Origin of the sequence: Laspinema olomoucense D3b, from assembly GCF_025370785.1 — a bacterium.
Lineage (GTDB): Bacteria > Cyanobacteriota > Cyanobacteriia > Cyanobacteriales > Laspinemataceae > Laspinema > Laspinema olomoucense.
In genome coordinates this window covers 20,470-35,194 of sequence record NZ_JAMXFA010000015.1, presented here as the reverse complement: position 1 = coordinate 35,194, position 14,725 = coordinate 20,470, and the positions used below count along the sequence as shown (strand labels likewise).

The 14,725-nt window shown below is 48.3% G+C and carries 9 protein-coding genes; 4 read left to right on the top strand and 5 right to left on the bottom strand.

Going from position 1 to position 14,725, the window contains the following annotated elements; all coding sequences use genetic code 11:
* The first annotated feature begins 398 nt into the window (after window positions 1–398).
* Window positions 399–2,066 carry a phospholipase D-like domain-containing protein gene (locus NG792_RS12910; RefSeq protein ID WP_261197088.1) on the top strand — a complete coding sequence of 556 codons (1,668 nt, stop codon included), beginning with the start codon at window positions 399–401 and terminating at the stop codon, window positions 2,064–2,066.
* 382 nt (window positions 2,067–2,448) lie between these two features.
* On the opposite strand, the gene NG792_RS12905 is transcribed toward NG792_RS12910, so the two are convergent.
* Window positions 2,449–3,453 (bottom strand): RNA polymerase sigma factor, RpoD/SigA family, encoded by a 1,005-nt coding sequence (locus tag NG792_RS12905; RefSeq protein ID WP_261197090.1) that lies wholly within the window; start codon window positions 3,451–3,453, stop codon window positions 2,449–2,451.
* 1,759 nt (window positions 3,454–5,212) lie between these two features.
* Here NG792_RS12905 and NG792_RS12900 point away from each other — a divergent pair.
* Window positions 5,213–6,742 (top strand): hypothetical protein, encoded by a 1,530-nt coding sequence (locus tag NG792_RS12900; RefSeq protein WP_261197092.1) that lies wholly within the window; start codon window positions 5,213–5,215, stop codon window positions 6,740–6,742.
* Window positions 6,743–6,851: 109 nt separating this feature from the next.
* On the opposite strand, the gene NG792_RS12895 is transcribed toward NG792_RS12900, so the two are convergent.
* The 4 genes from NG792_RS12895 to lipB form a co-directional block, all read right to left on the bottom strand.
* The gene (locus NG792_RS12895) at window positions 6,852–7,535 is read right to left on the bottom strand and encodes an ABC transporter ATP-binding protein (protein ID WP_261197286.1); all 684 of its coding nucleotides are present in this window, start codon (window positions 7,533–7,535) and stop codon (window positions 6,852–6,854) included.
* Window positions 7,536–7,828: 293 nt separating this feature from the next.
* The gene (locus NG792_RS12890) at window positions 7,829–9,010 is read right to left on the bottom strand and encodes an FtsX-like permease family protein (protein ID WP_261197093.1); all 1,182 of its coding nucleotides are present in this window, start codon (window positions 9,008–9,010) and stop codon (window positions 7,829–7,831) included.
* 467 nt (window positions 9,011–9,477) lie between these two features.
* Window positions 9,478–9,837 (bottom strand): hypothetical protein, encoded by a 360-nt coding sequence (locus NG792_RS12885; protein ID WP_261197095.1) that lies wholly within the window; start codon window positions 9,835–9,837, stop codon window positions 9,478–9,480.
* A gap of 354 nt (window positions 9,838–10,191) precedes the next feature.
* Window positions 10,192–10,908 carry a lipoyl(octanoyl) transferase LipB gene (gene lipB / locus NG792_RS12880; protein ID WP_261235668.1) on the bottom strand — a complete coding sequence of 239 codons (717 nt, stop codon included), beginning with the start codon at window positions 10,906–10,908 and terminating at the stop codon, window positions 10,192–10,194.
* Window positions 10,909–11,687: 779 nt separating this feature from the next.
* Here lipB and hpf point away from each other — a divergent pair.
* Window positions 11,688–12,329, top strand: a complete 642-nt coding sequence (gene hpf / locus NG792_RS12875) for a ribosome hibernation-promoting factor, HPF/YfiA family (protein WP_261235667.1) — start codon at window positions 11,688–11,690, stop codon at window positions 12,327–12,329.
* Between the two features lie 322 nt (window positions 12,330–12,651).
* Window positions 12,652–14,625: an EcsC family protein gene (locus tag NG792_RS12870; RefSeq protein WP_261235666.1), complete on the top strand. Its 1,974-nt coding sequence runs from the start codon at window positions 12,652–12,654 to the stop codon at window positions 14,623–14,625.
* Window positions 14,626–14,725 lie beyond the last annotated feature (100 nt).

Sequence of the window (14,725 nt, the reverse complement as noted above, 5' to 3'; positions counted from 1 at the left end):
GAACTTTCTCAGTCAGCAATCGATCTGATGTTACCCTAATCCCCGAGCCGAAACCTAATTTCGGCCATCTTTCCATGCCATCACCAGACATCCCTTAAGTCAACCAAATTACTGCCGGTTCAACGGCTGAATTGAACCCTTAAAAATTTGTTGACATGGCTCCTCCCCTCGAAAGGGCAGAATAACCAATCCTCAATGCTATGATGCCGGACAAGGAGGGCGAAGACGATGGACAAATCTTTTTTAACAGATCGCAATTCTACCATGCGTTACTACTCCCTACTCTCCTGGGACACTTTTTTCCTAAACCCTTCTATCTCGGTTCCCCCAACTGAGCCCCATCTCCCCCAACTCTCCCCTATCCCCCCAACTCTCCCCCATCTCCTTTGTCGGGTCTTATGCTGCTACTGCTGATCCTACGAACAACTCCACAACTCCCTAAATTCTTAGCTCTTATTCGGCCTCTGCTTGTAGTGACCTGGGGCCTGCTCGCCAGCAGTTGCAAAGAAGAAATTCAACCCAAACTGCATCCACTCCCTCCCCTACCCCAAGATCCCTTTGTAGAAGTTTATTTGAACCACAATCCGGTCTTGGAGTACCCAGAGCCTTACCGAGGCATCACTCGACCGGGGGATGATTTGGAACAGTTGATTGTGGATACCATCAATGGCGCGACATCCACGGTGGATGTGGCAGTTCAGGAGTTGCAGTTGCCCAACATTGCCCAGGCCCTTGCGCTTAAGCATCAGGCGGGTGTTAGGGTGCGGGTGATTTTGGAAAATACCTATAACCAACCCCTCAGTGAGCTGACAACGCAGCAAGTCGCCCGTCTGGATGAACGCAGCAAAGCGAGGTATGAGGAGTGGCGTCACCTGATCGATCGCAACCAAGATGATTCCCTCAGTCCCGAGGAAATCGCCCAGGGGGACGCTTTAATCGTTTTAAAAAATGCCGGAGTGCCGAAAATTGACGATACCGCAGATGGTTCCAAAGGCAGCGGGTTGATGCACCACAAGTTTGCGATCGCCGATGGTCGCACGGTGCTCGTCACTTCGGCTAATTTTACCACCAGTGATATCTACGGAGATTTTCTCTCTGCCACCAGTCGCGGTAATCCCAATAATTTACTCAAAATTAAGAGTCCGGAATTGGCCAGTTTATTTCAACAAGAGTTTAACTTAATGTGGGGGGATGGCCCCGGCGGTAAGTCGGATAGTCTCTTTGGAGTGCAAAAACCCTTTCGCCCGAAGCAGTCAGTTAATTTGGGGGCTACTTCGGTGGGGGTGCAATTTGCCCCGACGGGGGCGCGAGTTCCTTGGGACCAGAGTGTCAATGGAGCGATCGCCACTACGTTAAATCGCGCCACTCAATCCGTGGACCTGGCCCTGTTTGTCTTCTCAAAACAGCAGTTGAGCGATACGCTTTACGCCCGTCATCGCGCGGGGGTGCGGGTCCGTGCTCTCATTGAATCCAGTTTTGCCTATCGCAGTTATAGCGAAGGGTTGGACATGATGGGGGTGGCTTTACCCAATCAAAATTGTCAGTATCATCAGGGCAACCAACCTTGGACTACACCCCTGGATACGGTAGGTGTTCCGCAATTACCTCCGGGCGATCGCCTGCATCATAAATTTGCCCTCTTGGACGATCGCATCGTGATCACCGGGTCTCATAACTGGTCCGCCGCCGCTAATTCTCGCAATGATGAGACCCTATTGGTCATTGACTCGCCCATCGTGGCGGCCCATTTTAGGCGGGAGTTTGAACGACTTTATAGCACGGCTCATTTAGGGTTACCGACTTCCATTCAGGCCCAAATCCAACAGCAGACTCAGCAATGTGCTTCCCCGACTCCTGTTCCCGCCTTACCTGTAACAGCCCGCATCAATGTGAATCGAGCCACTCAGCAGGAGTTAGAAGAGTTACCCGGTATTGGTCCCGGTTTAGCTGCTCGGATTATTGCCACCAGGCAGCAGCAACCGTTTACGTCCGTGGAGGATTTGCAACGGGTCTCCGGAATCGGTCCCACTCTATCAGAACGCTTGCGCGATCGCGTCACCTTCTAAGGGGAGCGGACCCCACCCTAACCCGGACCAAGACACAGGGGAGGGGACCGGAAGTGCCATTAATCTAAGGTAAATCACCCTGAACGTAAAAAACCTCCCCTTGTAATACCAAATCCGGTTGTTAAAAGTCGGTTTTCGCTTTTAGCCCGCGCTTCTTGGGCTTTGTCCGTATAGACCCACCCTTGAGGGTGTGGGTTTTTATAGACCTTTGCCAACCGCATTCCGTATAAGATCCCCCCCATCCCCCCTATCTCCCCCATCCTCCCCATCCTCCCCATCCTCCCCATCTCCCCCAACTCCCCTAAAAAAACACAGAAGGGGACCTTCAATCGATCCCCTTCCGCATCTTCAACGCCAATAGCCCATTGCTATTAGCCATAGGTTAGCTGGCTAAATACTCTTGGACATTCGCTCGTCTGCGCCGTAGGTGCGCGAGCGCTTGATGTTCTAGCTGGCGTACTCGTTCGCGACTCAGATTGAGCTTTTCACCCACTTTGGCAAGGGACAATTCCCGCCCATCTTTCAGCCCAAATCGTAAAATAATCACATCGCGCTGCTGAGTGGTTAGCTCGGCCAAAAGGCTCTCTAAGTCTTCCCGCAGCAATTCTTGGGTGATGTAATTTTCCGGAGAAGCTTCTGCATCCTCTAGGAGGTCTTGCAGTTCGGTGTCTTGGTTATCTCCCACTCGCAGATCCAGGGAAACAGGCTGACGTGCCATTAAGAGATATTCCCGAATCTGTGCCGGTTCTAACTCTAGTGCTTCACCAATCTCGGAAGGAGAAGGACTCCGCCCTAAGTTTTGGGTGAGTTCCCGTTGCACTTTCTTGATTTTGTTGAGTTTCTCGGTGATGTGAATCGGCAGACGGATGGTCCGCGCTTGCTGGGCGATCGCCCGGGTGATCGCCTGACGGATCCACCAGTAGGCGTAAGTGGAGAATTTATATCCCCGCATCGGGTCGAATTTCTCTACACCGCGCTCTAATCCGAGGGTTCCTTCTTGGATTAAGTCCAAGAATTCTAGGTTACGCTTCTGGTATTTCTTGGCGATCGCCACTACCAGGCGCAGGTTCGCTTCAATCATCTTTTGCTTGGAGCGACGACCGATTTTGACCGAGTTCTTGAGCTCTGCGACGCTTTGTCCAACCGCCTCGGCCCATTCTTCTTCCGTAGCTTCGCGTTTGAGCTTCTTCTCTAGCGCTTCTTTGGCTTCTAAAAACGCCATCATTTGCTGCACTTGCTTCCCAAAGACAATTTCTTGCTCGTGGGTGAGCAGCGGCACACGACCAATTTCATGTAAATACGAACGAATGGTATCAGTCGAATCGCTTTGTCTTGCACCCATATAAGTTTGCTTAACAGTGGTTGGCCGAGATTTGATTGTGGGCATTTTGCAGTTCTCCAAACGAAATACATTCTTATGCGTAGCAAGCACTCGCCCCACTCAACGGGTAGCATTTCGCGGTTTGGTCTCACTGACTAAGTTACATCCGCCTCGCGATTTGGTTCAGCGCCTTACAGATGCCTGTTCGGGGGGGCTTATCCACTGCACCAGACCGGGGGTGACTCCTAGTCAACTCAAAGTCGTTATGATTTTGACTTCTTCTATCTTATGTCAGATCTACAATTGAGTAAAGGGTTATTGGGATTAGAGTCAGTCCTGGTCACGTTAAAGTTTCCTTAATATTCCCGTTTCCCGGGTCAACGAGGATTTGAGCGATCCCATGTAAGGGGTGTGAAAGAAGAAAGATTTTAGATTTCAACTTAGAAACTAGGGGATAGGCTTTAACCGTTAAACCCCCTAGGATCGCGTTTCTAGTTTTAGGTCTTTTGTGCCAATCTACTTCCACGATATTCTCCTCTGTTTACAGATCATGCACTATTTCACTTGCCTTTGACAGCACCTTAAACAGGGCAATGCCCGTACTATTAAAACCGGGTTACAGGGGGGTTTCCCCCACTGAATGAGAGAGTTTGCTACTTAGTAGCCTGAGTTTACCACCTCCCTTTCTTGACCTGAATCCTGCTGCGGGAGTAGGCAAGGGTATAAATTTTTGACAAACTTTAGGTCGAGCTTCTGGGCAAATTCATCCCGCTGGGACTGTAGGAGTCTCCTTTCCTTTTAGACTAGGTTTGAAGGTGTAGGGTTCACTCCAAGAGCCTCTCTATCTCTCTACGGGGTGATGTTCCTTCGTTAGGGGCAATCCCCTATTTCTATGTTACAACAATAATACAAGGCTGGCAATCAGCAAAAACACTCACTGGGGTAGAGAGAAAACTAGCTCAAGGCGATCGCGGATTGATTTTTATAGACCAAGCCTCTTTGGGGAGCCGCCGTCTCAACGGTAGAACCCGTCATCTCTCCCGGCGGGCTGCAACTCTTACATTAGCTAATAAACACCTGCATTCCTTTGGATAAAATGTCCTTCTAGAGAGTTAAGCGCGTGAGAAACTCTCTATACATCAGCTTACCCAGTTTCTCCAGAAAAAACTACAGCGATCGCCATCAACTAAGATGATATAACTCATCCAAAATACTTGTGAATCAAAAGAAAAATTTATCAATCCTCCTCTAGTGAGGAAAACCAGAGGAAAAAATAAAAAATAACCTCTATCTATTGGCATAGATTTTTCTAAAACAAGCGTTGCCCAGTTAAGACTTAACTTCCCAATCCTCCGTCTGAGACACCGAACCCTTTCCCTCCCCTGTAGCTACAGAGGGAGGGAGGGTAAGTTTCCGTGGGTTTCTCGGGCAGAGTGTGCGCAATATAAACCCCCATCCAAAAATCTCTCCTTGGTCCTTCTGAACCAGCATTGCGAACTGGATGTTCTAGTTCCTGAATCCTCAATATGCCTGGATTGCGGTTCCCAACGCAGTTCTAGCCTGTGTCATCGCGAGACTTTATGCTATCAGGGATCAGCAAGAGCGCTAAGGCATTGGACTTTAGTCCTTCGCGACTGGACTTTGTACGGAAGCGTCAGGACAAGGCAGTGCTTTGTGCTGACAGGGATTGAAGATTTTATGCGGTGCAGTTCCCCTAAAGTGTCCTTGGACTTGACAAACCCCAGCCGATCGCCTCCAGCCCTTTTAAAAAATCTAAAATGGTATGATGCTCTTGTCTTAAACCAATCATAGCCTTGAACCATTTGTGAAACCAAGCGTTCGACTAATTTTTAAGGGGGTGCAGGAATTGGGGCGGTGGGTTCTGGTGGGAATCTGGAACCTGCTGGTTAACCTGTTTTGGCTGGGGATTCAGCTTATTGAATTGTTGGTGTGGGCCTTTTTAGAACTCCGGATGTGGATACAGCGACTGCTCCTACAAGTCAAGGAAGCGATCGCCCAAAGAGATTTCATTATTTTACTCTTCCCCTTCAAATGGCTACTGCTTGGGATTTGGCAATTCGCTTTTCAAGGCTTCTGGTTGTTGATCCATCTGATTGAATTGATTGCCTGGTATATTACCCATTTGCCAACAGTGACCCGAACTGTTCCACCCTTGGGAAATTCCAGAGGCAAGTCGGGCATTTCTCAACCCAGGCTACAGCCAATTCCCCCAGAGAATCCGCCTCGGAAGCAACAAGGCAGACTGCCGCAAGATAGGTATCGGGCGATCGCGTTCATTGCCCTCTGCTTAGCCGTCCTGCCCTTGGTAACATTCATCCCTTTTCCCCATCCATTTGAAGGCAGGATTTTAGTAGAAGAACTTAGTTTTAGATATGGAGAATCGCCCCAAAGTTTTGTGTTATTTGAAGAGATAAGCGGGTTGCGTCAGATGGCGATCGCCGGGAAACAAAGCTTCACTTTAACCGGGCGGTTTGAGAGTGCCAATGATCCGCGATTGAATCGGCTATCCCGCCTCACAGTTGATCTACCCACTGCCGAGAGTGAATGGGAAATCGCACCCGTTGAAGGCGATCGCCCAAGTGAACTGACCCTCAAACGCTTGTGGTTAAGACAACATACCTTAGTCGAACAGTTCCGTTACGATCGCCGTCGTCTCCAACTTGTCTTACAACCCGCAATTCGTCCCAATGTGCTAGAACTTGACTTCGGCAATCAGCCGTTGCGAGTGAGTTTACGAGGATATCAAATTACAGAACTACAGTCGCCAAGTAGCCGCCTCAACCGCGATACTCCCTTAGAATTTACCTGGATTCCCGAGGAAAAAGCGCTAACCTTAACTTTGAGAGAGCAAGCGGCGATCGCGGCGATCGTTCCCCAACCATCGCCTCAATGGATACCGGGTAATCTGAATGTTGAAGATGTGCGATTTTACCGCAGCCAACCCACACAAAGGGCTACCGCTACCCCCGCTTACCAGTCTACTGCGATCGCGGGTCAGATTCAAATGGCAAGGCAATCACTCCAAATATCACAAAATGATTTTTTAATGGGAGAAACGGCAACGGATTTAGAGATTCAAAAACTTGACACTCTCGCACTTGTCCCCGATAGTCCCAAAGAAAATACTAGAGCAGGCATTCAAGTCGGATTTTCAGGCAGCGAAACTCAGATTCAAGTCGGGCCCGAACCCACCGTTTCAACACAGAGCATACAGGGTAACTTCTGGAATAAATGGTTCTCTCAACAGACTTTGCTCGCCCTGATTCCTGTTTGGGTAGTCGGGTTGGGTTTTTTAATCTATTGGGGGGGTAATAATTTCTCCAAAATTTGGTGAATCTGGGCTAAAATTAGGCAAAAGCAAAGGGAGCGAAATGCTCCCTTTGTGGAATTCTAAATTTTTCTATAGAGACATCGGATTGAGAGGCACTCTATATCAACTAAAGTTAGGCTGCACTGGGCTTTTGTAATTCCCCATCTTCAAGATAGAGAATGCGATCGGCCACATCCAGAATGCGCGGATCGTGAGTCACCATTAATACAGTGCTACCCCCTTCTTTTGCCAATCGGCGCAGGAGTTCGATCACCGCATGACCACTATGAGAATCTAACGCTGCCGTGGGTTCATCCGCCATAATCAACTGAGGATGACCCGCCAAAGCGCGGGCGATCGCCACCCGTTGTTTTTGTCCACCAGATAAATCCCGAGGTAACTGATGAACTTTCTCTCCTAATCCCACCTGTTCCAAAAGATGCTGCGCCTCTAGGTGAGCATGGCGTCCCCGAATTCCTTTCAAATTCAGCGCTACTTCCACATTTTCCGCCGCCGTGAGTGCGGGAAATAAATTAAAACCTTGAAAAATAAAGCCAATATTATCTCGGCGAAACCGGGATAATTCAGCCCGGGACATCCAAGTAATTTCTTCCCCGAGTAATTTAACCGTTCCCGCTGTTGGGGTTAGCATCCCAGCCAAAATTGAGAGCAAGGTCGTTTTGCCCGAACCCGATGGTCCCATCAACAGTTGGATATCTCCGGGACGGACTTCCAAATCAACCCCTTTGAGTGCATGAAACTCCTCGGAACCCGACTCAAAGACCATCTTGACGCCTCTAGCTTTAATCGCACCCATTGTTGTCGGTGCCGCTGTTGGTGCGACTAACGAGGGTGCAATCACCTGAGTGGAGAGATTTCCCATAGATTCATTAAAGTTTAGTGAAGCAGTCATTGGTCTCAATGTTTAGTGAATATGCTATATACGGTAGGCTGTGAGAGCAAAACAATCAGGAGTTAGAAGTTAAGAGGATGCCCGATCGCATTCTGGCAGTCGGTCCTCACTCTATTCTGATTGTCTGTGCCACTTTTAGAATCGTCATCCCCCGATGGGTTTGAGTAATTATGCCCAATACCCCCCATAATTGCAACCTAGGCTTTAAAAACAATCGCCGGATCGACTCGGTTAATTTTCTGAATGGCAAAAATTGCCGAAGATACACACATCACCACCGTAATCCCAAATACCCCCACAGCAGTTCCCGGTGAAATCAGGATGGTCAATCCCTGGGCCGCCAGGGCCCAATATTGGATCCCCCAGCACAGCAGCATTCCTGGCAGGTATCCTAACACAGCCATCCACAGCGCCTGTTCAATAATCACCCCATAAATCACGCTTTGGGAGGCCCCCATCGCCTTCAGAGTTCCAAATTCTTTGATGTGATCCGAGACGGAAGCGTACAGAATCTGTCCGACAACCACCATGCCGACCATCACCCCCACTCCGGCCCCCAAACTCAGCACAAAGCCAATTCCCGTGCGTTCTTGCCAGTAAACGCGGTTGAGTTGGGCCATTTCTTCCTGGCTATAAGCGCGGGTATAGGGCAATGCCTCTTTCAGTCTGTCTTTGAGTTCCTGCAAATCTTGTCCCGGTTCAGCTTTGATCAAAATGTAAGTGATCGGATCATCCTCCGTTAAGGGTTTTGGATCCTCTGGCGTCTCGGAAGCCGCCTCTTCACTGGGACGAGTCGTCGTGAAGGCGTTGGCACTATCTAAGGAAGAAAAAATATAGGGACTCGCCACAATGGATTGAGTGTCATGGGTGAATCCCATCACCGTGGCGGAAAATGCCCCCACTTCCACTTTGTCCCCCAGCCAGGAGACCTTGAGGGTATCAAAGCTGGCTTCATCTACAAACATGGTGTAGGGTTTGTGGAGGTCGTTTAAGCTGCCTCTGACAATCTGTCCCGGTACGAAGAGTTCCCCATCTGGGTCAAATCCAAACACTCGGACATGGTTAATATGGCCGGTTGAATCTCGCCACAGGGTCCCCTGGACGATCAGCGCTTCCGCTTGGGCGACCCCTTCCACTTCTTGAGCTTCCTTCAATCGCTTGTAGGGCATATGGAGGGTCATTTCTAAGGTTTCCATATCCTGGGAAGTGACCCATATATCCGCTGGAGAATAGTCCACCAGTAAGGCGGTTGAGCGCATCACCCCTTTGAAAATTCCAGTTTGGATGGTAATCAAACTCACCGCAAACATAATGCCTGCTTGGGCGACCAGAAAGCGCGGGAGATCTTCAAATAGGTTTTTTCGGGCTATGGAAGGCATATCAAAAGAAGGATGATCAACAAGGGTTAGGTAACGGGGGTTGGGTAACCGGGGATGGGGGATGGAAAGAAAGAATAGAGCAATTTTCTCGGTAAATAGTCACTGGAGGAGTCTAAATTTCTCCGGGTTTGTTCCCTTTGAGTTAAACCTATTTAGGGTAAAAGGGCTATTCCTTTAGGGGTTTATGATTTGGAAATCCCTCGGCTTGTTTGTTATTGTAGTCGTGAACTGGAGGAAGTGCTACCCATCGTTATCCTGCTGTCTGAGGGTGAATTGGCCTTCCGCCTCTTCAATGGAATCGCTTATTCGGAGTGGGGACAAGGTTTGGGAGAGGACATTGCTTTTGGCTGTGGGAAATGTATGAATTAGCAACCGGGGCGATGGTCAATTGCTCGCCCCGGTTGCTAATTGGATTGGGGGTTGATTTGATGCTTTATCATGCTATTATAACGCAAAAAATCCGAGGGTTAAAGGAATTCTTTTAAAAACTCAAAGGCTTGCTCATCCCAACAGGGTGCGGGAGAGAGGAAGCTCAAACAAAGAAGAACATCGGCTTGGATGGCGTCGATCTCTTCGTCCTCGAACAGTTCGGCTAAGGCTTTAGTATCTCGTTCTTTGAGGGCACACAAGGGTTCGGCTGCCCCGGAGGAAAAATCACAGGAATTGGCGGTAAAGTCAGAGGTGGCGATCTCTAGGTCGGATAGGGGTTCAATTTTGCTTGGGAAAAAACGCCGCCACCTTCTTGATGGTGTCGAGACTGCTGCCTTTTTACTAAATTCAAGGAGTTGGGTGAAAAAGGGATCCCTGGAGTTGGTAGATGAACTCATAATTGGGGGAGGGATTTAAAATTCCCGCGCTTACCCCGAATCAGGTGCGCGGATGTGCAATTAAGCTGATGGGAGAGTTTCTTAAGAGAGGGGGAGAGAAATACAGGCAGTCATGGGCGCTATGAATGAAGGCTGAGTTGAGCGGCTGGGCAATTCTTTATCCTTTTTTAATGTTTAAGGCGCGCTCATCCCCTACCGGGTAACAGGCGATCGCTCACCGGGTAACCTGGCGTTGGCAATGAAGCTGCCTCGGGCGAGAGGGATAAATGCCGCTTTTGGCTTATGCTCTTTTGAGTTTTCTGTGTTGATGCACCCCAAGAAAGAGCGATCGCCCTGGTTCTGTGTCTATCGCTCTTAAATCTGCTCGGCCTGTTGTGGCAATTTTAACTCACACAATTCAACGGCAAAAGCATCGGCAAACGCTGTAGCGAGTTGCTGACGCACGCGATCGGGGTTAATCCCCTCTACAAATTCCGCCAAGCTACCCACGGGTTTGTTGACAATCCCACAGGGGACAATTTGCTCAAACCCTTTCAAATCCGGGCAAACATTGAGTGCAAAACCGTGCATGGTAATCCATCGACTGACTTTAATCCCGATCGCCGCTATTTTTCGCCCCTCTAGCCAAACTCCGGTCAACCCCGGAATGCGATCGCCCTTTAAGCCATACTCAGCGAGTACCTGAAGAATCACCCCTTCTAGCTGCCGCAAATACCAGTGCAAGTCCGTCTGGTAATATCTCAGATTCAAAATCGGGTAACCTACGATTTGACCTGGACAATGATAAGTCACCTCACCCCCACGCTCCACCCGATGCAGTTCCACATCGCTACAGGTGGGGTCAAACTTGAGAAATTCTAAACTCGCCCCTTTTCCCAAGGTATAAACCGGAGGATGTTCCAGCAAAATGAAGACATCCTCTAAATCTGGATTTGACCGTCTGGCGGCCACCAAAGACTGCTGCCAGGTCCAAGCTTCCTGATAGGGGAGGCGATCGAGATTGTAGAACCCACAACGCCGACGAGGGGAACTGCTTTCAACAGGATTGGCTAGACTTCTACTATATATCATCCAAAAAAGCAAGGGGTTTTTGGCAGAAATTTCGACAAATATCAGTTAGGGAATCCGGACAACTACTATAGCCCAGGGTAACTGGATTGTCATTGCGTAACGTATTGCAACGAATTTTAAAGAGATAACAAAATTCGGTGTAATTCTCAATCCAAGGTGGTAGTGTGAAAGGTAAGGAGTTGAATTGCAGCACAGGAGGGGTTTCCCAAAAGCCATCTTTTATAGAACCTACAACACCATTTAGTTGACTGATCGGGTACGCTAAGTGGCCTTGTCCCCTAGGACAGAATTTGTGGAACCCTCCGACTCAAGTCTCCAAGACTTACAATTTTGGGTCTTGATTGCTATAATCATCTTCATTATCGACAGAACGTGCTGACCAACAGGCACATCAGACTTTGAAGCTCGTGCCATCGCAGTTGATGACGAGTGCTCCACAGTCTTAAGGCAATCCCCCACTCCGGGCGATCGCCCTACCCAATTCCCAACCGCGATGCCTGAAAGAGCTGCCGTAATCTCGGGGCAACTCAGGGCAGAGTAATTCTACCCTTTCAAATGTAGTCAACCTTGATAAGTTTTGGCTCCGTTCTTAAGCGAGCGAAACGCCAAAAACGGGCAAAAGAACTAATGTTAGGAAAGCGGCATTACCCGCCCCGCTTTCCCTCCGTCTATTCTTTAGAAACCGGGCTTGGAGATGCGTATTTCGCTTTTATTATCACCCCTCCAAACCCTAAAATCTAAATCATTAATACGATGGAGTCTTCAGTGGGAAGATTGATATGAAGCTTGTTATCCACGGCAAAAATATTGAAATAACCGAGGCCATTCGCGAATACGTCAACCAAAAGGTTGAGAAAGCAGTGAGTCACTTTCAAAACTTGACCACGGAAGTAGACGTTCATCTGTCTGTGGCCAAAAATCCTCGGAACAATTCTAAACAAACTGCTGAAGTGACCATTTTTGCAAATGGTACCATCATTCGAGCTGAGGAGAGCAGTGAAAATCTGTACGCAAGCATCGATTTAGTCGCTGATAAAATCGCTCGCCAACTGCGTAAATACAAAGAAAAACGTCACGCTCAGAAAGTTCAAGCGCCAGACACGCTTAATGAAGCGCTTCTCGAAGAGCAACCCCTAGTCGAGGATCTAATCGGCGAACGCACCCCCGAACTTCCAGAGGAAGTGGTGCGAACTAAATATTTTGCCATGCCTCCGATGAGTGTTCTCGAAGCCTTGGAACAACTGCAACTCGTGGATCATGACTTCTATATGTTCCGCAATGCCGACACGGGTGAAATTAACGTGATTTACGAACGCAACCACGGTGGTTACGGCGTTCTCCAGCCCCGCAATGGCAACGGTCAGACCAAAAACGGCAAAGCAACCGCTACCGCCAGCAAAGCTAACCCATCAAAAGTTTGACATCCTTTAGCTTGCTTCTTTGAGCGGTTGTCAGAACTCTGTCCAGCCCCAAATAAAAAGCGCCCCCAATTTGGAGGCGCTTTTTTTAGTCAAAAGTTAGATTAACCATTGATAGCCGGAGCAGTCAAAGCAACCGGAGTCGCTTCTCCAGCAGCCAAATCTGTCGATATCCCAGGGGTATAGCTCCCGCTTTCAGCCGGATCCTCGGTCAGCAGGAGAGTTGATTAAACTGAAATTGATTAGCCTTTTTATCTTTTAGGGCGGGCAATGGAGGTATAATTAGACTCAAATTTATTCTAGAGACTGGCCGTCTCTGCTAGTTATGAATCAGCCGAATCTTCTGGAACTTGCCAAACAGGGAGATGCCAAGGCGATCGCCACCCTAATGAACCGCAAACTACAACCGAAAGGGATTACTGCTAAAGCCTCGATGAAAAATGATTGCCTGCAAATTATGCTGGAATCAGCGCAGGTGGCCCCCCAAGAAACATTAGTAGCGCTTATCCGGAAGTCGGTTCTGACGTTGGGGGCAGAAGGTATCAAGCGGGTGAAGGTTTACGGGAAACAGGCAAAGGAAGAATTTCCCGCTTGGAGTGAAGAATTTGAGGTGGAAGCGCCGATTGTTGCCAGCTTGGAGGAAACTGCTCAACAGGGTGATGTGAATGCGATCGCCACTTTAATCAAGCAGTGGCTAAACTCTCCAGGAATTGCAGTTAAAGCGAGTTGGAAAAATGATTGTTTGCAGGTCAAGCTAGAATCAGACGAAGTACCCCAACAACAGAGCATAATTCCGATAATTCAGGCGGGTTTAATTGATATAGGGATTCCAACTTTGGCGAGCGTGAAGATATTCGCCCAACAGAACGGCGATGATTTTCCGGAGTGGGAACAAGAGTTTGCTGTGGAAAAAGCGGAACCTGTACTAACAGAAACACCGGAAGCCATTGCGAATGAAGCTGAAAATAATAAGCTGGTTGAGGGGAAAGCAGATAACCCATTGTCGCTTCAAAAGGAATCAAAACAGCTATCTTTTTGGGAGCAGATGACTAAGAAGGCGAAACAAGCAGGGGACGCGATCGCAGACGCTACAGTACAAGCCCGTAAATCTGCGAGCGAAAAAGTTCCAGACGTAGGTGGTGCGATCGCAGGTATGGCATCGGGTGCAGGTAAAGTAGTGCTGGAAACTGCAACAGGAACTGGTGGGGCAATTGCTGAAGCTACCTTTACAACCTTTACAGCCGGTAAAGTAGTTGTCCAGAAAGCGCCTGAAGTTGGTGGTTCGATTGCCAATACAGCATTCCAAACGAGTAAGGTGGCGATCGAAACCGCTAAAAATACCGCTATGCAATCAACTAAAGGAGCGGGCCATGTATTAGAAATGATTGAGAAGAGTCCCCTGCTTAAAAATATTACCAAAGCTCTCAAGGTTGATTGGATAGTTCAGTTTATAGATGCAGTCGATGTAGTCCGAGCTGAAACTGAAGTCCGAGAATTACAGCAGAAATATCCGCAGGAAAAGCCAAGAGAAATCGCTCATCGTCTGATGTTAAAAAAAGCTTTAATTGCAGCCGGAAGCGGATTGGCGAGTAGCTTAGTTCCTGGAACCGCACTGGCGATGTTAGGGGCTGATTTGGCCGCTACCACTGCATTATCAGCCGAATTAGTTTATCAAATTGCTGCCGCTTATGGATATAATTTGGAAGCTCCCGAGCGCAAAGGGGAAGCTTTAGCCATTTTTAGTTTATCTCTGGGTAGTAACTTAGCTATTGAAGCAGGTGTGGGTCTGGTGGGTAATATACCTTTAGCCGGAGCGGTAATTGGAGCTAGTAGCAATGCAGTGATCATCTATGGACTGGGATATGCTGCCTGCCGTTTTTATCAAGAAAATTTCAGCGAGCCATTAATAATGGAAGGGGCGATCGCAGAAACCCAAGTAGAAAGTCAAAAATATTTAGAAGAAGCGATCGAGCAACAATCCTTGATGGATCGGATTTTCGTTCACCTCGTTTTAGCGGGTAATCCCGATAAAACTTGGGAACAAATTTTGCCCGAGTTACAAACCTTGAACTTCAGTCCAGCTTCACTGGATGCGATCGGCAACAATCTCCAATCACCACCGCCTTTGGAAACCTTGCTCGAACAAATCAATAGCGATTTTGCTATACCGCTGCTAGCGCAATGTGAAAAACTCGCTCAATTAGATGGCATCGTTACACCAGAAGAAGCACAGGTAATAGAGACGATTAACCAAAAGTTTAATCGGGAAATTCAATCACTTGTACAACAGGAATCCTAAATTAGGGGATGGAGGTTCTTTCAAGACTCTACTATATAGACCTAAAAAAGCTATGTAGACATAAAAAAAGCGCCCCCAAATTGGAGGCGCTTTTTTTAGT

Bases quoted from the DNA above. Each gene is read 5' to 3' on its own strand.
- NG792_RS12910 (WP_261197088.1), top strand. From the start codon at position 399: ATGCTGCTACTGCTGATCCTACGAACAACTCCACAACTCCCTAAATTC.
- NG792_RS12905 (WP_261197090.1), bottom strand. From the start codon at position 3,453: ATGCCCACAATCAAATCTCGGCCAACCACTGTTAAGCAAACTTATATG.
- NG792_RS12895 (WP_261197286.1), bottom strand. From the start codon at position 7,535: ATGGGTGCGATTAAAGCTAGAGGCGTCAAGATGGTCTTTGAGTCGGGT.
- NG792_RS12890 (WP_261197093.1), bottom strand. From the start codon at position 9,010: ATGCCTTCCATAGCCCGAAAAAACCTATTTGAAGATCTCCCGCGCTTT.
- NG792_RS12885 (WP_261197095.1), bottom strand. From the start codon at position 9,837: ATGAGTTCATCTACCAACTCCAGGGATCCCTTTTTCACCCAACTCCTT.
- lipB (WP_261235668.1), bottom strand. From the start codon at position 10,908: ATGATATATAGTAGAAGTCTAGCCAATCCTGTTGAAAGCAGTTCCCCT.
- hpf (WP_261235667.1), top strand. From the start codon at position 11,688: ATGAAGCTTGTTATCCACGGCAAAAATATTGAAATAACCGAGGCCATT.
- NG792_RS12870 (WP_261235666.1), top strand. From the start codon at position 12,652: ATGAATCAGCCGAATCTTCTGGAACTTGCCAAACAGGGAGATGCCAAG.